The sequence below is a fragment of the Saprospiraceae bacterium genome (genome assembly GCA_016712145.1).
In the GTDB taxonomy this organism is placed as follows: domain Bacteria; phylum Bacteroidota; class Bacteroidia; order Chitinophagales; family Saprospiraceae; genus Vicinibacter.
In genome coordinates this window covers 270846-290441 of sequence record JADJRO010000003.1, presented here as the reverse complement: position 1 = coordinate 290441, position 19596 = coordinate 270846, and the positions used below count along the sequence as shown (strand labels likewise).

At 37.4% G+C, this 19596-nt stretch carries 14 protein-coding genes and 1 pseudogene; 3 read left to right on the top strand and 12 right to left on the bottom strand.

The window, feature by feature from the left end; genetic code table 11:
* Positions 1 to 5: 5 nt before the first annotated feature.
* Positions 6 to 725 carry a hypothetical protein gene (locus tag IPK91_13810; protein MBK8298321.1) on the top strand — a complete coding sequence of 240 codons (720 nt, stop codon included), beginning with the start codon at positions 6 to 8 and terminating at the stop codon, positions 723 to 725.
* Here the strand turns inward: IPK91_13810 and IPK91_13805 are convergent.
* The 10 genes and pseudogenes from IPK91_13805 to IPK91_13760 all read right to left on the bottom strand — a co-directional run bounded on the left by IPK91_13805 (position 717) and on the right by IPK91_13760 (position 13347).
* Positions 717 to 1565 carry a hypothetical protein gene (locus IPK91_13805; protein MBK8298320.1) on the bottom strand — a complete coding sequence of 283 codons (849 nt, stop codon included), beginning with the start codon at positions 1563 to 1565 and terminating at the stop codon, positions 717 to 719. The two genes, IPK91_13810 and IPK91_13805, sit on opposite strands and share 9 nt — an antisense overlap.
* A gap of 348 nt (positions 1566 to 1913) precedes the next feature.
* Entirely contained in the window at positions 1914 to 3641 is a 1728-nt protein-coding gene (locus IPK91_13800) for a HAMP domain-containing protein (GenBank protein MBK8298319.1), read from the bottom strand.
* Complete coding sequence (locus IPK91_13795) at positions 3642 to 4766, bottom strand: universal stress protein (protein MBK8298318.1); 1125 nt, start codon at positions 4764 to 4766, stop codon at positions 3642 to 3644.
* Positions 4766 to 5956 carry a porin gene (locus IPK91_13790; protein ID MBK8298317.1) on the bottom strand — a complete coding sequence of 397 codons (1191 nt, stop codon included), beginning with the start codon at positions 5954 to 5956 and terminating at the stop codon, positions 4766 to 4768. The genes IPK91_13795 and IPK91_13790 overlap by 1 nt, the downstream gene beginning before the upstream one ends.
* An 8-nt stretch (positions 5957 to 5964) precedes the next feature.
* Positions 5965 to 6525: a K(+)-transporting ATPase subunit C gene (locus IPK91_13785; protein MBK8298316.1), complete on the bottom strand. Its 561-nt coding sequence runs from the start codon at positions 6523 to 6525 to the stop codon at positions 5965 to 5967.
* Between the two features lie 14 nt (positions 6526 to 6539).
* A pseudogene (gene kdpB / locus IPK91_13780) lies at positions 6540 to 8581 on the bottom strand (potassium-transporting ATPase subunit KdpB).
* A gap of 12 nt (positions 8582 to 8593) precedes the next feature.
* On the bottom strand, positions 8594 to 10294 hold the full coding sequence (gene kdpA / locus IPK91_13775) for a potassium-transporting ATPase subunit KdpA (protein MBK8298315.1): 1701 nt from the start codon (positions 10292 to 10294) through the stop codon (positions 8594 to 8596).
* Positions 10295 to 10420: 126 nt separating this feature from the next.
* Positions 10421 to 10498, bottom strand: a complete 78-nt coding sequence (gene kdpF / locus IPK91_13770; GenBank protein MBK8298314.1) for a K(+)-transporting ATPase subunit F — start codon at positions 10496 to 10498, stop codon at positions 10421 to 10423.
* Positions 10499 to 10827: 329 nt separating this feature from the next.
* A complete protein-coding gene (locus IPK91_13765) occupies positions 10828 to 12171 on the bottom strand; it encodes a sigma-54-dependent Fis family transcriptional regulator (protein ID MBK8298313.1) in 1344 nt (447 codons plus the stop codon).
* Positions 12172 to 12507: 336 nt separating this feature from the next.
* Positions 12508 to 13347, bottom strand: a complete 840-nt coding sequence (locus IPK91_13760) for a prolyl oligopeptidase family serine peptidase (protein MBK8298312.1) — start codon at positions 13345 to 13347, stop codon at positions 12508 to 12510.
* Positions 13348 to 13403: 56 nt separating this feature from the next.
* Here IPK91_13760 and IPK91_13755 point away from each other — a divergent pair, with 56 nt between their 5' ends.
* The gene (locus tag IPK91_13755; protein ID MBK8298311.1) at positions 13404 to 14366 is read left to right on the top strand and encodes an acyltransferase; all 963 of its coding nucleotides are present in this window, start codon (positions 13404 to 13406) and stop codon (positions 14364 to 14366) included.
* Positions 14367 to 14653: 287 nt separating this feature from the next.
* Here the strand turns inward: IPK91_13755 and IPK91_13750 are convergent, their stop codons facing one another.
* Together IPK91_13750 and polA are read right to left on the bottom strand one after the other, a co-directional pair.
* Positions 14654 to 15583, bottom strand: coding sequence for a UDP-3-O-(3-hydroxymyristoyl)glucosamine N-acyltransferase (locus IPK91_13750; protein ID MBK8298310.1), 930 nt, complete (start codon positions 15581 to 15583; stop codon positions 14654 to 14656).
* 8 nt (positions 15584 to 15591) lie between these two features.
* Positions 15592 to 18363 carry a DNA polymerase I gene (gene polA, locus IPK91_13745; protein MBK8298309.1) on the bottom strand — a complete coding sequence of 924 codons (2772 nt, stop codon included), beginning with the start codon at positions 18361 to 18363 and terminating at the stop codon, positions 15592 to 15594.
* Between the two features lie 330 nt (positions 18364 to 18693).
* Between polA and IPK91_13740 the strand changes: the two genes are divergently transcribed.
* Positions 18694 to 19587 carry a cysteine protease gene (locus IPK91_13740; GenBank protein ID MBK8298308.1) on the top strand — a complete coding sequence of 298 codons (894 nt, stop codon included), beginning with the start codon at positions 18694 to 18696 and terminating at the stop codon, positions 19585 to 19587.
* Positions 19588 to 19596 lie beyond the last annotated feature (9 nt).

Below are 19596 nucleotides of genomic sequence, written 5' to 3'. Positions count from 1 at the left end.
ATTAAATGAATCAACGGCCAATAATTGAATTGTGCTGTGCTAACATTCATTCAGTGGTATTGGCACATGAATATGATGCCGATGCGATCGAACTTTGCTGTGATCTGGATCATGGCGGATTAACGCCCAGTCATGCACTTATTCAAAAAGCACGAGCGATTTTTAGAAAAGAAATGGCCGTTTTTTTTAGACCACGCAATGGAAACTTTGTGTACGATGCCTTAGAAAAAGAGCTCATCTTAAAAGATATTGAATGGGCTATTTCAGAAGGCATTGATACCGTGGTTGCAGGTGGAATGACCGTTGAAGCATCCATTGATGAATCTTTTGCCATTCAACTACGCACATGCAGCAATTTAAAAAAACTTAGTTTTCATCGGGCAATTGATATATGTAAAAATCCTGAATCCCAAATTCAACAACTCATTGATTTAAAATTTGATAGAATTTTAACTTCTGGATGCGCATCAAAAGCAGCAGAAGGAATTTCCACATTAAGAAAATGGAATCAGAAATTTGGAACTCAAATAGAATTTATGGCTGCAGGAGGCATTGATCACGCCAATGCACGTTTTATACTGCAAGAAAGCGGTTTAAATCGATTTCATGCATCGGTTCGTATCAATCAAATTAGTGAGAAATCCATTATGGATCTTGGGAATGAAGAACGGGCAGATCCGGAAAAAGTAAAAAAGCTATTTGAAGTCTTTGGAAGATTAGAATAAATTAAAATTTATACCCAACATAAATGCCGTTTGGTAAAAACCAAAATGTTGCTTTGCTTGAAACCCCTCTGAAATCAAGATATCATTTAAAATAATTTCACCGAAACGGTTTTGAAACATAAGAAATAAATGATTTACTACTTGAAATCGGACATTTAAAATTCCACTGATTCCAAAACCTGCAGTATGAAAAATATTAACACCTTCAATATCAAACACATCGACATCACTTCTCGGATATAACAGTCCAAACGATAAGCCGGCAACTAATCCAAGGGATTGCGCATGATTTTTTCGGTGCCAGCATTCTAAATAATATTCTCCATCCATAGAAATATAATTTAGTCCATTGGTATGTTCAAATCTTAGAAATGGAGAATCAATTTTAATTAACTCATCTAAATAAACACCCGCATACTTGACTTGATTCGTAGTTGGTGCAATGCTACCATTAATTTTTACTTGTTGTTTTTGTGCTACAACATACTTCATATGATCCATACCAAAACTAATCCCAAATCGATCACTCAACATGTATCCCGCCCGAACATTAAATTGAGGAATGGTGATGTTATATACATAGTTTTTAAATCCCAGACCGGATTGCCGATCCTTAGCACGAACCGCTGAGAGCGTAAAATGACAAGTAGATGAATTGAATTTAATATCACTTTTGGTATACCATTCTCTGTTGTAACCCCAATAAAAATAAAAACTTCCCTTATGCAAAGAAGTTAAGCCCATGGTTTTATTTCCTATATTAATATCTGTATCAGATGCTTGTGAAATTCCTAAAATAGGAACACAAAATATACTTATAAATAGTAGAACTGTTTTCATGTTATGGGTGGCGAAGGTAAGCAGAAGACTGAAAATATTATAATGGATTCATTGAATATAGGAGTAATAGTAAGCTTTGGTTAAAATTCCGCAATTGATGAAAAGAATATAGTCAATTTCTTAGGATTAATTTCACTGCATTATTTTATTATCCAAATGCTGCAATCTGTAGGTAAGGGCTTAAAAACACAATGTGGATGTCAGATTTATAAATAGGTTTATAAAACGCTACTTAAATAAATATTGATATATTTTATTAATGTACTTGAAGAAAATTAAGCTTGATCAAACATCTATACCATCAAACAATATGGATTTTATTCTCTAATATAGAATTGAAACATCATTTTAAGTTAAGGAGTTTAATGATACGGTAAAAGTACTTCCAGCTCCAAATTCACTTTCGGCCTTTATTTTCCCGTTTTGTGCTTCCATGAATTCTTTACTGATGGCAAGACCCAGTCCGGTCCCTTCATTTTTTGTACCTGGTACCCTAAAATAACGATCAAATACTCTGTCTATATATTGAGGGGCAATTCCTTGTCCTGTATCCCGAACGGAAATTTCAATCATATTATTTACCTCTTTTAAAATCAGGTAAATGGTCGCATTTTCATAGGAATATCGAATTGCATTTGAAATTAAATATGTCAGTACCCAAACCGTTTTCTCAGTATCAGCCTGAACTTTGGAAATTGATGCAGGACATTCAATTTCAAACTTGATGTTTTTTTGGTCTGCTTGTGTTTGAGTAGCCTGAATTGCAAACCTTAAAATTTCCTTTGGATCTGCAGGTAGGATTGAAAGCTGTATGTTTCCACTTTCCACCTGCGTCATGTTTAACAATTCACTGGTAATCTTCAAAAGTCGGCTTGCATCGTCTTTAATGCTATCAAGTAAATTTCTTTGCTCAGTATTAAGATTTCCAATTTCCTCTTTTTCAAGTAGCTGTAAACTCATTTTAATTGATGAAATTGGAGTTTTAAATTCATGCGATACGGTTGCAATAAAATTTGTTTTAGCAAAATCCAGTTCCTTATATTCGGTAATGTTTCTCAGAATGATCACATGTCCAATGAGTTTTTTTAATTCCTCGCCAGTGAGTACAATTGAAATGTGTAGCATTTTTAATTCAAAATAACCTTCTTTGTTGTCCGCATAAATTTTAATTGTTTTGGATTTTGTATCATTTTCGCTATCCCCATTCATTAAGTCCTGAAGAAGGGTTCGAATGAGGTCATTTCTAATTGCTAATTCCTGGGTATTATGACCCATCATTTCTTCTTGCTTGATTCCAATGATTTTTATTGCTGCTTCATTCGCAAAGATTACCGTTAAATTTTCATCCAATCCTATTACAGGATCTTGCATATTATTGATAAGTGTTTCAACCCTCAATTTTTCAATCATCAATTTTGCAACATTGCTATTGTTGTATTCTTCAAGTTTCTGGGCCATGGTATTAAACGAGCTGGCAAGCTGTCCAAATTCACTATGTCCTTCAAAGTCCACTCTCTTTTTATAGTTTTTAGAGGCGATTTGTTTAATACTTTCCGTTAATTCACTAATAGGATTTGCAATGCTAGCTGGCAAATTAACCAATAGAATGAAAGCAATTAAAAAGCACATGGTACCACTAATGGCAATCCAGAAAACAGCTTTATCTGCGGTTGCTTTGGCCACCTCACTTTTCCTTTGAATCGCTTGCATATTCAAATCCATTAATTTGAATATATTTTTTCTGATTTCAGCAGAAACAAATCTGTTGGATGAATTTTGCCTATAGGATTCAAACTTGGATCTTAAGTCAGCTGTTGCTTCTTTTTCACCAATTTCAGAAATGTTATTCTCTTGACGAATCAAGTTAATTTCAAAAATTTGCATTGCCTTCAGCGAACTGTCTTCCAATGATACCAACATATTTCTGCTATACTCTAATGTATTGTAGTTAGCAACTAAAATATTCTCGGTATCATTTTTCAAATCATTAATATACCTGGCCCCAACAAGACTTAGCAGTATAATTAAAAAGAATAATAGCCCAACACCAAGTGTCAGTTTTGTTTTAATTCTCATTTAAGATAAAATTACTAGATCAATATCATTTGAGCTAAGATTTTTAAGAAGTTCATTAAAAACGCTTGTTGCCAAAATAATTTTGAACAAATTTAAGTGTGGTTTACCAATACAAATCGTCGTGATTTTTCGTTCGTTTGCTTGTTCGATGATCGCTTTTGAAAGAGAGCTATTCTCAACTTTAATTATTTCAGCACCTAATTCTGTGGCCAGTTTAAAATTATTGATAAGATGCCTTTGTTTGTCCAAAGCAATTTTATCCGATCGTTCATTTGGGGTTTGAACATATAACACAAACCACTTGCTGTGATAATAATTTGCCAGACGGGCGGTTTTACGAATAACCTTTTTGGCAGTTTTTTCATTGCTACTGATGCATGCTAAAAATCTTTCGTGGCGCAGCGCTACATTCTTTGGCACTTCAATATCCACTTTGCGCTCCACTTGTGAAGCCACTTCTTTCAAAGCCAATTCGCGCAACTGCAAAATGTGTTCAGGCTTAAAGAAGTTGATTAATGCTGCCTGAATTTTTTCCGCTTGATAAATTTTCCCTTCTTTCAAACGGATGATGAGTTCTCCGGCTGTTAAATCAATATTTACTACATCATCAGCCAAAGCCAACACTTTGTCAGGTATGCGTTCTGTCACTTCAATTCCCGTAATAGCTTTAACTTCATCGTTCAAACTTTCGATATGCTGAATGTTTACAGCACTAATCACATTTATTCCCGCCTCCAAAATTTCGAGTACATCTTGCCAGCGTTTTTCGTTCTTGCTACCCTGAATATTTGTGTGTGCAAGTTCGTCAATAATCACTACTTCCGGACGAAGATTGATTACTGCCTGCACATCTAACTCTTCCAATTCCTTTCCCTTGTAAAATAGTTTCCTTCGCGGAATAACCGGAAGACCCTCCAGCAAGTCATGCGTTTCTTTGCGTAAATGGGTTTCGATGTATCCTATTTTTACATCAATCCCGTTGCGCATCAGCGCATGAGCTTCCTGCAACATGCGGAACGTTTTACCAACACCAGCACTCATACCGATGTAGATTTTAAATTTTCCACGCCTCGATTTTTTAATGAGGTTAAGAAATTCTTCCGCTGACTTTTTTGTTTCTTCCATCAGAATGAAACTGAAAATGAAGTAGTTAAAAAATAATTATTGTTACTTGGCTTATCGTTTAGTATAAATATTTTGTCCTTGCTTGAAAATCCCCTTCCCTCTATACGCCATAAAAAATTGTTATGAATGAGATAGTCACAGTTTAATGAATATCCAAAGATCTTAAAATTGTTTGGAGTTCCGGTTGGAATTATTGCTCCGCTTGCATCGCTGTAATACTCGCCCCTTGCCGCCATGCTGAATTTATTAGTAGGACTAACTTTCAGAATTAGAACAGGAGAATACCATGTATTGTAAGTGCTGTTATTTTTATTTTGCTGCTGTGCACCAATGTCAAAGCCTATAATCATTCCGAATTTTTCATGTACCTGAACCTGTCCGTAAAAATTATGGAAGTAACGCATCTGCCTATTGGTGTCGGGCATGTCGCTGCCGATGAAGGAACTGCTGTTGAGCGTAATTTTTGAATTGGGTTTAAAAGTGAGTTGATGTCCGAAGGCAGGAAAATTATTTCCATCGCGCCTGTAAATACGCTGCCAGCCGTTCAAGATTAAACCGCTTACAAACCATTTTCCGTTGTCTGTATTATAAGAAATTCTTGCACCAGTTTCATAGTAAGGTGAATTATCGGCTAATATGCTTCGGGTTAGGTTCCAACAATCTTTTCCAATGGCACTTTCAAAGCCAATGTGTGATGCAAATATTCCTGCATCAATCCACAAGTTTTTCGTTTTTGAAATTTTGAAACCTGTGTTTGCTTCAAAGATGTTTTTCAACACACCAGGTTCGGCTGAAAGGTTATCGTTGCTGTATGTTCCTGCCATAAGTGCAATGTTGGCGCGAACATTATCGGTTGCATAAGCCAATTTGATGTTGCCCAAATTCAAATTGAATTCATTGTGGCGGTTGTATGAATAAACAAAGGGCTGGCGAACATGGTTTGTGGGATTAGCAAAATCGTAACTGTAATAAGTTTCGAGGTAGCCAGAGATGGTAAGTGCCTTTGAAATTTGTCCGATTGGTTTGGTGGGTTCGTTCTTCAAACTGTCTAGCACTTCATTTTTCACCTGCAGAATAATGGCTCGGCGGTCTGCTTCAGATAAAGTTGTTTGTGCTTTCAGCAAACTAAAAGTTGAAAAGAGAACGATGAGAATGAAAAAGGAAATGATGTTTTTGGAAGAAGTTTTCATATTGATGTTTATTTAAGATTATCTAAAGAAATATTAAGTTTGAGAACATTGATACGTTCTGTTCCGAACATTCCGAGCAAAGGATTTTCGGTGTTGGAAATAATGAGTTGATGAATGTTGGCTTCGGAAATGCCGCGAATTTTAGCGATGCGTTTTACCTGCACTGTGGCGGCTTGTACGGAAACGTGCGGATCAAGTCCGCTGCCGCTTGCGGTTATCAAGTCAGCGGGAATTTCTGATTTGTCAATTCCGGGATTATGAACTATAAATGTTTCAATGCGCTCCTGCACTTGTGCAAGGTAATCGGGATTGGAAGGACCCTTATTGCTTCCTCCGCTCCCGGCTGCATTATAAGCAACTGCCGAAGGGCGTGAGGAGAAATATTTATCATCCGTAAAACTTTGCCCGATGTTACTGTAAAATGTTTTTCCGTTGTGCAAAATGATTTCGCCTTTGCCTTTGTTGGGTGCAAGTTGTGCAATACCGAAAATGGTCAAGGTATAAATGCCGCTAAAGAATACCAAACATATTAGTGTGAGTTTGATGGCTGGAAGAATATTTGCTTTCATTTTAATTTGATTTTTTAGAAGAAAAGTGAAACAAAAAGGTCAATAAGTTTTATGCCAATGAAAGGAACAATGACACCGCCTAAACCATAGATGAAAAGATTTCTACGAAGCAATGCGCTTGCACCGATAGGTTTGTAGGTAACGCCCTTTAATGCAAGCGGAATGAGCAATGGAATAATGATGGCGTTAAAAATTACTGCTGAAAGAATGGCACTTTCGGGTGAGTGAAGCTTCATAATGTTCAATCCTTGAAGGGCAGGAATTGAAGCAATAAACAAAGCCGGAACGATGGCAAAGTACTTTGCCACATCGTTTGCAATTGAAAAAGTGGTGAGTGTTCCTCGTGTCATTAAAAGTTGTTTTCCGATTTCTACTACTTCAATAAGTTTAGTGGGATCGTTATCCAAGTCAACCATGTTGCCTGCTTCTTTTGCGGCTTGCGTTCCGCTGTTCATAGCTACTCCAACATCGGCTTGCGCGAGTGCAGGTGCATCATTTGTTCCGTCACCCATCATGGCAACTAATCGCCCTTCGCCTTGTTCTTTGCGAATGTAATTCATTTTATCTTCGGGTTTGGCTTCGGCAATAAAATCGTCTACCCCTGCTTTTTCGGCAATGTATTTTGCGGTCAAAGGATTGTCTCCCGTTACCATCACTGTTTTAATTCCCATTTTACGAAGCCGTTCAAAGCGTTCCTGAATACCCGGTTTAATGATGTCCTGTAATTCAATTACGCCAATCACTTTTTCGTTTTCTGAAACTACAAGCGGTGTTCCTCCGTTGCTTGAAATCCTGTTTACTATTTCAGTGGTTTCGCTTGGAAAAGGGTTTCCTGCTTTCTCGCAAAAATTTCTGATTGCATCGCTTGCACCTTTGCGTATGCGAGTGTTTTCAAAATCAATACCCGAACTTCTTGTTTCAGCAGTAAATTTTATAAAGCGTGGATTTTCAATTTTGAAACTCAATGGATTTACCTTAGCTAACTCAATGATTGATTTTCCTTCGGGTGTACTGTCGCTCATAGAACCAAGCACAACGCATTCGGTGAAATGTTTTTCATCTACACCCTGAGCGGGGTAAAAATTTGTCGCTTTACGATTGCCTATGGTGATAGTTCCTGTTTTGTCCAACAGCAACACATCAATATCACCTGCGGTTTCAACAGCTTTGCCCGACTTTGTAATTACATTGGCGCGCAAAGCCCTGTCCATTCCCGCAATGCCAATTGCAGAAAGAAGTCCTCCTATTGTTGTAGGAATTAAACAAACAAAAAGTGAAATGAATGCTGCGATGGTGATGGGTGTGTTTGCATAGTCAGCAAACGGTTTTAGCGTTACACATACGATAATGAATACCAGTGTGAACCCTGCCAATAGAATTGTAAGCGCAATTTCGTTGGGCGTTTTTTGACGCGAAGCGCCTTCAACCAATGCAATCATTTTGTCCAAAAACTTTCGCCCGGTTGTGTTGTAACGCAAACAGTAATTTTGTCGCTCAGCACTTTTGTTCCACCAGTTACCGAGCTTTTATCTCCACCAGCTTCACGAATAACTGGTGCGCTTTCGCCTGTGATAGCACTTTCGTCAATGGTGGCAAGTCCCTCTATTATTTCTCCATCAGTTGGAATGATGTCGCCTGCTTCGCAATAAAATAGGTCATCCTTTTTTAACTGTGAGGAAGGAATAATTTCCACTTCGTGCGAATGAATTTTTCCGACAGCGGAAATTTTCTTAGCAGGCGTTTCTTCTCTTGTCTTTCTTAAACTGTCTGCTTGTGCTTTTCCTCTTGCTTCTGCTATTGCTTCTGCAAAGTTTGCAAAAAGCAACGTGAGCAACAGCACATTGAACACGATAAAATTGTAAGCGAATGAACCTTGTCCGCTTGCACCGAATAAAGTCCACACAGAAACAATAAGCATTATGAAAGTTCCTACCCAAACGGTAAACATGACCGGATTGCGGAACATGGTTTTCGGATTGAGTTTGATGGAAGATTGTTTCAATGCTTCTTTTAACAATTCTTTCTGAAACAAAGATGTATTTTTTTCAATTGACATGAGTTCTGAATTTTAATAGATTGAGAAATATTCTGCAATCGGTCCCAGGGTGAGTGCAGGAAAAAATGAAAGGGCTGCAACAATCGCAATCACTGCAAACACCATTAAACCAAAAGTGGCGGTGTCGGTTTTGAGTGTTCCGTTACTTTCGGGAATGAATTTTTTGCTTGCTAAAATTCCTGCAATGGCAACGGGTCCAATGATGGGCAAATAACGCGCAAGCAACATCACAATTCCGCATGCGATATTCCAAAACGGTGTGTTGTCGCCAAGTCCTTCAAAGCCGCTTCCATTGTTGGCTGATGAAGAACTGAACTCGTAAAGCATTTCACTTAAGCCGTGAAAACCCGGATTTGCCAACCAAGCTGAATATGCTTCGGGGTTGTTGGCGAAAAGAAAACTTGCCAATGCTGTACCTGTTAAAATCAGAAACGGATGCAACAAAGCAATCAACATGGCAATCTTCATTTCTTTAGCTTCTATTTTCTTTCCAAGAAACTCAGGTGTTCTTCCCACCATCAAACCACTGATGAAAACGGCAAGAATGATAAACACATAAAAATTGAGAAAGCCAACTCCAACGCCACCGTAAAAACTGTTTATCATCATTCCAAGAAGTGTGAACAGTCCTGTGAGCGGTGTCATGCTGTCGTGCATGGCATTTACAGAACCGTTGCTTGTACAAGTAGTGTTGATTGCCCAATAGGCTGAGGCGGCAGAGCCGAAACGGATTTCCTTTCCTTCCATACTACCCATAGTTTGTGTGATGCCCAAATTGGAAATGGCTGGGTTGCCTTGCATTTCAAAATAGATGGAAGGGATAACTAAAAACATGAAACCGATAGTCATTACTCCGAAAATTGTCCATGCCAATTTTCTGCGCTTCAACACAAAGCCCATTGCAAAAACCATAGCAATAGGGATTAAAGGAATGGAAATGGTTTCAACGATGTTTGTGAAGTAGTTTGGGTTCTCTAGTGGATGCGCTGAATTGGGTCCGTAAAAACCTCCACCGTTTGTTCCTAACTGTTTGATAGCTACAAAAGCAGCAACCGGACCTCTGCTTACTTGAACGGTGTCGCCTTGCAAGGTGGTGATCGTATCTTTTCCCTCAAAAGTCATGGGTGTGCCATTGAAAGCGAGAAGCAAAGCCACTACAAAAGCAAGGGGCAATAAAATTCTTGTGGAAGAACGTACGAAATAGAAATAGAAATTGCCAAGGGTTGGTGCTGTCCGTTCTCGCATTGAAAGAAATACAACGGCACAAATAGCAATCCCGCAAGCAGCACTGATGAATTGCCAAAGCATTAAAATGAGTTGCCCCAAATAAGACAAACCGCTTTCGCCTGAATAGTGTTGCAGGTTGGTATTGGTAACAAAACTCACGGAAGTATTGAAAGCAAGGTCGGCAGACATGGATGGGTTGCTGTCAGGATTGAGCGGCAGCCAACTCATATTAGTAAGCGTGAACATAGAAATGAGAAACCAAAAAACATTGATAGTGAGCAACGCGATTAAGTGTTGCTTCCATGTCATTTCTTTGGTAATGTCAATGCCGCTGAGTTTGAAAAAAAGTTTATCAAGCGGATTGAATATTTTATCCAGCCATGTTTCTTCATTGCTGAAAATTTTGCCGATGTATCTGCCAAGCGGAATGGCAAATAGAACCACTAAGCCATACATTAGGATTGTTCCGAGAATTTCTGTATTCATTTTAATTGCTGTTTTAGAATTTGAATAGGATTTTGGTTTTCCAGTAAACGATATAAAGCATGGACAGTGCAAAAAGCACACAGAGAATAAAAGCGATTACTTGCTTTATTTTCTCTTTGCTCATGTTTAGAATTTTTCTGGTTTGAGTAATACATAAACGATGTAACCGAACAAGAAAATGGCGACGATGAATAGTGCTATCATGGTTTAAATTTTTTCAAAGAAGTTGATGGATTTAAAAAACAGCCCGAAGCATAACAGCCCGACTGTGACTAGAATTAGTGTAAACATGGTTTTATTGATTTTTGTAAAGTTAACTTATAGTCAGACAAGCATTAAGACAATGTTTATCAATTTTATTGTTTGTCATCGTGTTACTTGTTTTCTACATTAAAGGATTGCAACAGCCATTCCAATTGTGCTGTAAAACATTGAAACCCTTGGCAGATAATGCGTTAAGAGGTATACGCTAAAATTCAGATAAGGAAAACCGTTGCATTTTGCAATGGTTGGGTATAGCGTTTCGCTATACTTTAACCGATTTTGTACTCGTCCAGCTTGCGGTAAAGGGTGGTGGTGGCAATATTCAGCAGTCGTGCAGTTTCGGTTTTATTGCCGTTTGTATAATTTAACACTTTTTGGATGTGAATTTTTTCTGCACTGGCCAAATCAAATGCAGACAGTGTTTTATTGTTTTTATCAGGTTTAGAATAATTTTGAAGTTCGATTGGCAAACTATCGATTGTCAATTCATCATTGGAAAGAATTACACTCCGTTCAATTACATTTTTCAATTCTCTAATATTTCCATTCCATTGATGTTGCTTTAATGCTTCCAAATAGTCTTTTGAAGCGGATTTAATTCTTTTATTGGTTTTAATTGCAAATGTGTTTAAAAACTCAAGAGCTAATGGTTCTATGTCAACAACCCGCTCTCTTAATGGTGGTAAATGAATTTGAAAAACGGAAATGCGGTAAAACAAATCTTGCCTGAAATGACCTTGTTCGATCTCCTTTAGCAAATCTTTATTGGTAGCTGCAATGATACGAACATTTACTTTTATTGGTTTGTTTTCACCTACACGAATGAATTCGCCAGATTCCAAAACTCTCAATAATTTCGTTTGCAAGTCCAAAGCCATTTCACCTAATTCATCTAAAAAGATAGTTCCATTATTTGCTTCTTCGAAAAGTCCTTTTTGGTCCTTGGATGCTCCTGTAAAAGAACCTGCTTTATGTCCAAACATTTCACTTTCCAATATATCCTTGCTAAAAGCAGAACAATTGATAGCGACAAAATTATACTTAGACCTGTTGCTTTCCTGATGGATTGCCTGTGCAAATACATCTTTGCCGGTCCCTGTTTCACCCGTCAATAAAACTGAGGTGTCGGTTGCAGCCACTTTATGAGCCAATTCGATGGCTTTTAGGATGGACTTTGATTTGCCTATTATTTTGTCAAATGAGTATTTATTGCTTAATTGCTTTTCTAATAGCTGAACTCGTTTGGCTAAAACCACTTTTTCCATAGCCCTGTATAACAATGGAATGATTTTGTTATTGTCATCCCCTTTTGTAATGTAGTCAAATGCCCCATTTTTAATGGCTTGCACACCATCAGAAATAGAACCATAAGCTGTCAACACAATGATTTCAAGTAATGGAAATTCGTCCTTAATCTTCTTTGAGAATTCAACCCCATTGCCGTCAGGAAGTTTTACATCGCAAAGTACCACATCCACTTCATTTTGTTCTAAGTTTTTCCAAGCTGATTTGCAATCACCTGCTAGCAAAACCTCAAAGCCTTCCAAACTAATAATTCGTGCTAATAAAGTTTTTAACTTTTCTTCGTCGTCTATGATTAAAACTTTTTTCAAAATACCGCTTGTCAATTTATGCACAAATTTAATACGAATAGCCATTGTTCAAGATAAAATTGAACATATGAATGTAAGATGTACTCAGTTTTACATTACACATTTTGGCCAATGACCGAATCATTTCCATTTTTTTAAATCAGGCGATCCCTTAATTGATTATTATAATGTTCAAAAAACCATAAATTCAGATCAGCCCAATATAATAAAAATAATTTATTTGAATTTGAAAATTTAAAAAGCAAAATTTATTCTCTTGCTTTTCTATAATAATCTTGCCTTTGATTTTGTCTTATGCATATGGAATCTTCATTTGTTGCTTATGTTAATTCAATATCAATTGCCTTTGGCCAAATTTTTATCAAAGAATAGGATTTGCTTTTCATATGCGGATCTCCAATAAGGAATGCTATGATCCCCTTTACTTTCAACGTAGCGATGAAGGATGCGTAATTCTTCTAATTTCTTATGAAACGTTCGATTGACTTCCAAAAAAAAATCCTCTGTTCCACAATCTATATACAGTTTTTGATTTTTAAAAGCATGTTGATTTAAAAGATATAAGCAACTGGATTGCTCCCAGCGGGTTCTGTTTTTTATAGGATCGCCTAATAGCTTGTATAAATTCCATTCTCTGTAAAAAGGAATTAAATCCAGACCTCCACTGCTACTTCCAATACAACTGAATTGATCGGGATGTTTGTGAGCCAAATAAACAGCGCCGTGTCCGCCCATACTGATTCCACTAATTCCTCTGGATTCTCTGCCTTTTAGACTTCTGTAACATTGATCGATAAACTTCGGCACTTCGAGTGCAATATAGGTTTCAAATTTACGATCTGTTTTATTTGGACCATCCAGATACCAACTGTCATAATCTCCGTCCGGACATACCAAAATCATTTGATATCGATCTGCCCATTCACGAATTTTAGGAATCACAAAATACCAACTGGAAGGATCGCTGCTATGGCCGTGCAATAAATAAAGCACTGGATACGATTTATTGCTCTGCTCATAATTGGAAGGAAGAAAAACCAAGGCATTGAAGGATTTGTTCATCGCTGCACTTGGAATGGAAATCGTATCTACTTTCCCTCCCAACAATCGTACATAACAGAGACCTATAAAGAAAATGCATTTAAACAAAGATCGTTTTAACTGGTAAAGCATCATTGCGTAAAAATAAGCTTTGATCTCATATTAATTTCCCTTTTATCTTTAGGACTTCTATGCATAAAAGGCATCTGGATTCTATTGACATGTTAAGGGGCATTGTAGCATTGCTTGTATGCCTCTACCATTTTACAGAAGGCTTTCTACCACTTGAAAGCAGTTTCCGGTATTTGTTTTCCAGAGGCTATCTAGGGGTCGAGATCTTTTTTGTGATTTCAGGATTTGTCATCCCCTACACCATGTACAAAAGTCATTATGATTTACGGCAATCCGGAAAATTCATGTTAAAAAGACTTGCCCGAATCGAGCCACCCTATTGGTGTAGTATTATTTTGATATTTATTATAGACTATTTCTCTACCTTTTTCAGACATTATGAAGACAAAGTGATAACCGTTGATTTCAAAGATCTTTTCTATCATTTGTTACATATCAATGATTTTGTAAATCAAGCCTGGATGAAAGGAATTTATTGGAGTTTAGCCATTGAGATCCAATATTATTTATTAATGGCTTTGATTTTTCCCTTGCTTTTATTTAAAAACAAATGGGTCAGCTATTCTGTATTGCTCGTATTTTGTCTCGGTCGGTGGTTAGAATGGAATCACACGGTAATGTATTACGGTTGTCACTTTGCATTTGGCATTATCCTTTTTAATGCGCATATCGGAACCATCACTTCTAAACATTTTTGGATTGCAATCACCCTATTATTTATCTTAACGTATTGGTGTTTTGACATCTATCATTTATCAGCAGTTGTTTTTGCCGTATTTTTTATCAAGTTTTTTAGCTTGTCTATACAACCCCTTAAGTTTCTTGGAAAAATATCGTATTCCTTCTATTTAATACATCTTCAGATTGGTTGGTCTATGATAGATGCTTGTTTAAGAACCTATCCCAATGAAAATCGCATCCAACTGATATTACTTGCGATTCCTTGTGTGGTAATCGCTTCTTATTTCTTTTTTGTTTTAATTGAAAAACTAAGTCATTTGGTGGCAAGGAAATGTAGTTGAAGGAAGGGGGAAGGTCTGGAGGTCTGGAGGTCTGGAGGTCTGGAGGTCTGGAGGGCTGAAGGGCTGGAGGGCTGGAGGGAGGACTGAAGGGCTGAAGGGCTGGAGGGATGTAGGGCTGGAGAGCTGTAGGGAGGACTGAAGGGCTGAAGGGCTGAAGGGCTGGAGGGAGGACTGAAGGGCTGAAGGGCTGGAGGGATGTAGGGCTGGAGGGCTGTAGGGAGGACTGGAGGGCTGAAGGGCTGAAGGGCTGGAGGGCTGGAGGGATGTTGGGATGTTAGGATGTTAGGCTATTTTTTATTTTGATATTCTTCGACTAATTTTTTAACGGTAGCCATTTCTCTCATCATGCTACGAGCTTCTTCGCATGGAGTGCCAAAATATGTTTTACCGCTTTCAAGATTCTTTCCAACTCCTGAACGTGCCAATAAAACTACTTTGTCACCGATTTCAATATTTTGTGCGATGCCAACTTGACCATAGATCGTGACTTGATTTCCTATTTTTGTTTTACCTGCAATTCCAACCTGAGCAGCGATCAGGCATTGTTTACCGATAACGACACCATGTCCTACATGAACCTGACAGTCTATTTTGGTTCCTTCTCCAATGATGGTATCCCCTGAGACTCCTTTATTTATTGTACAGCCAGCACCAATATCTACCTGATCGTGAATAATGACTCTACCACAAGATCTCCATTTGCGGTATCCTTGAGCTGTTTTCTTAAAGTAAAAAGCATCTGTACCTAATAGCGCACCAGATTGAATTGTGACATGGTTGCCTATTACTGTGTATTCACCCAATACTGCATTGCTTTGAATATGACTGTGTGCACCTATGACTACATGATGGCCAATAACAACCTGCGATTCAATGATAGCCGTTGGATGAATATAGGCGGTCTCAGCTATAGCATGATTTTGAATTATAAAAGGTCTATGTTCTAAAACCAGTTGATTGTAAATCTCAAATGGTTCTTGGGTTATCAATAAAGTTTTACCATCGGGACAATCCGTTTCTTTATTAATTAAAATAACCGTTGCATCTGAGTGAATCGATTTTGAATAATATTTCTCCACATCAACAAAAGTCAAATCACCCGAGATCACTTTATGGATTTCATTGATCCCATAAATTAATTGATCCGGATTTCCGATTAACTTCATATTAAATCGATCTGCCAGTTGCTTTACAGGAATTGGATTGCTTAATTTCATATTAATTATTAATGTGCTTCCAACCAATTTAAACCAGAATCAATTCCAACTTCAATTGGAACTTTTAAATTTGGAATTGCGTGACGCATTTCGTAGCTCACCAATTCTTTAATGGTATCCAACTCCATTTTTGGGACATCAAAAACCAATTCGTCATGCACCTGTAAAATCATTTTTGTATTTAAATGTTCTTTGTGCAAGCGCTTGTGAATATTGACCATTGCAATTTTTATCATATCGGCAGCAGTCCCTTGGATGGGCGTGTTGATCGCAACGCGCTCTGCGTTCGTACGCGCCAATGCATTTTTGGAATTAATGTCCCGCAAAACCCGTTTACGCCCCAATAAGGTCTTAACGTATCCATTGGTACGTGCATTTTCAACGACATTGGCCATATATGATTTTAAGTCTTTATAGGTACTAAAATATTGATCAATCAAGGTTTTAGCATCTCCTCTGGAAATTCCCAATTGCCTGGAAATATTGGTTGACCCGGCACCGTATAAAATAGAAAAATTTACCGTCTTTGCATTTCTGCGTTGATCACTAGTAACTTCTTCATAAGGTACATTGTAAACTTTTGCTGCAGTGGCCCGGTGAATATCCTGCCCTTTTATAAAAGCATCCAACATCATTTCTTCCTGTGCAATTTCTGCAATCAGTCTCAATTCAATTTGAGAATAGTCGGCAGACACCAATACATGGCCTTCGTCTCTTGGTACAAAAGCCTTACGAATTTCTCGACCCGCTTCATCTTTGATTGGAATATTCTGCAAATTCGGATTTTCAGATGCAAGTCGTCCGGTTGCAGCGCGTGCCTGATTAAACGAACTATGAACTCGACCTGTTTTAGGATTAATCATTAAGGGTAAGGCATCAACGTATGTTGATTTTAATTTGGAAAGTTTACGATGGTTTAATATATCGTTTACGATCTCAAAATCTTCTGAAAGTTCGGTTAACTTTTCTTCATCGGTTGAATATTGATTGGTACTTGTTTTCTTCCACTTGTACGGAATATTCAGTTTATCAAATAAAATCTCTCCTACTTGCTTCGGACTTGCAATATTAAAATGCGCGCCAGCTTTCTTGTAGATTAATTTTTCAGCATCAATAATCTGAGTTTCCAGTACTTTACTGTAATCATTTAAAAACTTACCATCAATTTTAACACCTTCGTATTCAATTTCGCATAACACGGACACTAGGGGTAATTCTATATCATGAATTAAGTTTTCAAGATTCTCTTTCACGATATCCTCTTTTAATATTTTATATATCTGCAAGGTCATATCTGCATCTTCGGCAGCATATTCCTTAATTTTTTCTAAAGGCACATAACGCATACTTCCTTGACAGGATCCCTTTTTGCCAATTAATTCTTCGATGGCAACCATTTTATAATTGAGATAAGCCTCAGCTAAATAGTCCAACTTGTGTCTGTGATCCGGTTCCAATAAATAATGGGCTATCATGGTATCAAATTCCGGAGCTGGCATTTCAACACCATACCAGCGCATCATCAACATATCGTATTTGATATTCTGGCCGATAAATTTTTTAGATTTATCTTCCAATAATGGTTTAAATTTTTTAACCAATGCGTTTGCTTGATTCGCATCATCCGGAACCGGGACATAATATGCATCCGTTGCTTTTATACAAAAAGACATTCCAACTAATTCTGCCTGATTGGCATCAATCCCAGTGGTTTCTGTATCAAATGAAATGATATCGGCCTTATTTAATGATGCAAGCAATTCTTCAATTTGTTTATCTGTCTGAACTAAATGATATGTGTGAATTGTATTTGAAATATCATGATCTGCTACTTTGTATTCTTTTTCAGGTACTTCACTTTTTTGTTCAGGAGGTTCACCAAATAAGCTGGATTGCACTGGTTCTACGGTACCTAAAATTGTTTGTGCAAGGGTACGAAATTCCAGCTGACGAAATAATTCGGCCAATCTGGTTTTATCAAATCCCTCAATCCGATACATTTTTTCATCAAACTGGATTGGCGCATGGATATCAATCGTTGCCAGCTTTTTACTTAGCAAGGCTAAATCAGCATGTTCATTTACTTTCTCTTTTAGTTTACCCGCTAATTGATCTTTGTGTTTGATTAAATTTTCAATCGTGTCGAATTCTTCCAATAATTTAACCGCAGTTTTTTCACCAACGCCTGGGATTCCTGGAATGTTATCAACTGCATCCCCCATCAATCCCAATAAATCAATCACCTGATCTACCCGTTGAATACCCCATGAACTTGTAATTTCTTTCGGACCCAAAATATCAACTCCATTTCCTTGACGGGATGGTTTATACATGAATATTTGTTCTTCAACCAATTGTCCGTAATCCTTATCCGGAGTAACCATATAAACTGTAAAGCCTTCTCTGGCTGCTTGTTTTGCAATGGTACCAATGACATCATCTGCTTCAAAAGCCTCTACTGTAATAATTGGAATGTTAAACGCTTTAACCAATTCTTCAATATAAGGAAATGCCTTACTGATATCTTCTGGTTGTGCTTCCCGGTTTGCTTTATATGCTGGAAATTCTTTGTGCCGAAAGGTTGGTCCTGACAAATCAAATGCAACTGCGAGATGTGTTGGTTTCTCATTTTGGATAATATCCCACAGGGTCCTGGTAAATCCGGATATGGCTGAAGTATTTAATCCTTTTGAGTTGATGAGGGGCCTTGTTATAAATGCATAATGGGCTCTGTAAACCAATGCATGGCCATCCAATAAAAATAATTTTTTCATAGTCATTACAAGGGTGAAGATAGAGAGATTATAACGATTATAAAATTTGGAACAGAATCCATTTAACTAAAGGGAATTGAAGGTTTATTTTACTAAAGAAGCATTCTGTTGGTCCTTTTGGACTATAATTTAAAAACCCAAATTCTATCTAATAAACAGATTTACAAGCATTCATGCAAAAATAAATTCATTAATGTAAATTTTATTGGATTCAGTTTAAAAGTTCTTACTATCTTAAGTGCGATTTTGTGTCCGGATTCTGATAGCCGGACTTTCAATGAATACGATCCGTTTTTATCAAGCTTCCTCTACGATTGTTCATTTTAAAATTGTTATATGGATTTAATTGCAAAGGGTATGGGTTGGATACCGGCTCGCCCAGATTGCCGTGCCTTTACTCCGGAAACACCACTAGTTGTTGACCAACTAAAAAATGTACATGGTTTACATTTAAGTAAACGAAGTAAAAAGACAGAAAAGCCATTAAAGGTTCCTATCTCTATTGACCTAAGTTCCTATTGTTCGCCTATTGAAGATCAAAAAAGTCTGGGTGCCTGCACTGCGCATGCCGCGATTGGTTTGTTAGAATATTTCGAACAACGTGCTTATGGAAAATACATTGATGGAAGTCGATTGTTTTTATATAAAGTTTCGAGGAAATTACTGATGTGGACCGGAGATACCGGTGCCTATTTACGAACAGCCATGCAAGCACTAGCTGCTTTTGGTACACCTCCTGAAAAATATTATCCCTATGTGATTTCAAAATTTGAAGAAGAACCTTCTGCATTTTGCTATTCATTTGCTCAAAGTTATAAAGGCTTAAAATATTACAGATTGGATTCTGGAAACACTACACCAACTGCTGCGATTGCCAGTATGAAAAAGAATATGGCCGCTGGATTGCCCAGCATGTTCGGATTTACCTGTTACCAAAGCGTTTTGGATCAATCAACCACAAATGGTGGTGCAATTCCTTATCCAAAAAATACCGATACCGTGGTAGGTGGTCATGCAGTGATTGCTATTGGATATGATGATAAAAAAGTAATTGTCAATAAAGATGATAATTCCAAAACAACCGGAGCCTTTATGATTCGAAATTCATGGGGAACTGAATGGGGTAAAGATGGCTATGGCTGGTTGCCTTATAAATATTTTGAAAATAGACTGGCCGAAGATATTTGGTCTTTAGTAAAAGCAGGTTGGTTTGATACAGGAGCTTTTTAATAGGGAGCT

Coding starts and splice junctions, on each gene's coding strand:
- IPK91_13810 (MBK8298321.1), top strand. CDS start 6: ATGAATCAACGGCCAATAATTGAATTGTGCTGTGCTAACATTCATTCA.
- IPK91_13805 (MBK8298320.1), bottom strand. CDS start 1,565: ATGAAAACAGTTCTACTATTTATAAGTATATTTTGTGTTCCTATTTTA.
- IPK91_13800 (MBK8298319.1), bottom strand. CDS start 3,641: ATGAGAATTAAAACAAAACTGACACTTGGTGTTGGGCTATTATTCTTT.
- IPK91_13795 (MBK8298318.1), bottom strand. CDS start 4,766: ATGGAAGAAACAAAAAAGTCAGCGGAAGAATTTCTTAACCTCATTAAA.
- IPK91_13790 (MBK8298317.1), bottom strand. CDS start 5,956: ATGAAAACTTCTTCCAAAAACATCATTTCCTTTTTCATTCTCATCGTT.
- IPK91_13785 (MBK8298316.1), bottom strand. CDS start 6,525: ATGAAAGCAAATATTCTTCCAGCCATCAAACTCACACTAATATGTTTG.
- kdpA (MBK8298315.1), bottom strand. CDS start 10,294: ATGAATACAGAAATTCTCGGAACAATCCTAATGTATGGCTTAGTGGTT.
- kdpF (MBK8298314.1), bottom strand. CDS start 10,498: ATGATAGCACTATTCATCGTCGCCATTTTCTTGTTCGGTTACATCGTT.
- IPK91_13760 (MBK8298312.1), bottom strand. CDS start 13,347: ATGATGCTTTACCAGTTAAAACGATCTTTGTTTAAATGCATTTTCTTT.
- IPK91_13755 (MBK8298311.1), top strand. CDS start 13,404: ATGCATAAAAGGCATCTGGATTCTATTGACATGTTAAGGGGCATTGTA.
- IPK91_13750 (MBK8298310.1), bottom strand. CDS start 15,583: ATGAAATTAAGCAATCCAATTCCTGTAAAGCAACTGGCAGATCGATTT.
- polA (MBK8298309.1), bottom strand. CDS start 18,363: ATGACTATGAAAAAATTATTTTTATTGGATGGCCATGCATTGGTTTAC.
- IPK91_13740 (MBK8298308.1), top strand. CDS start 18,694: ATGGATTTAATTGCAAAGGGTATGGGTTGGATACCGGCTCGCCCAGAT.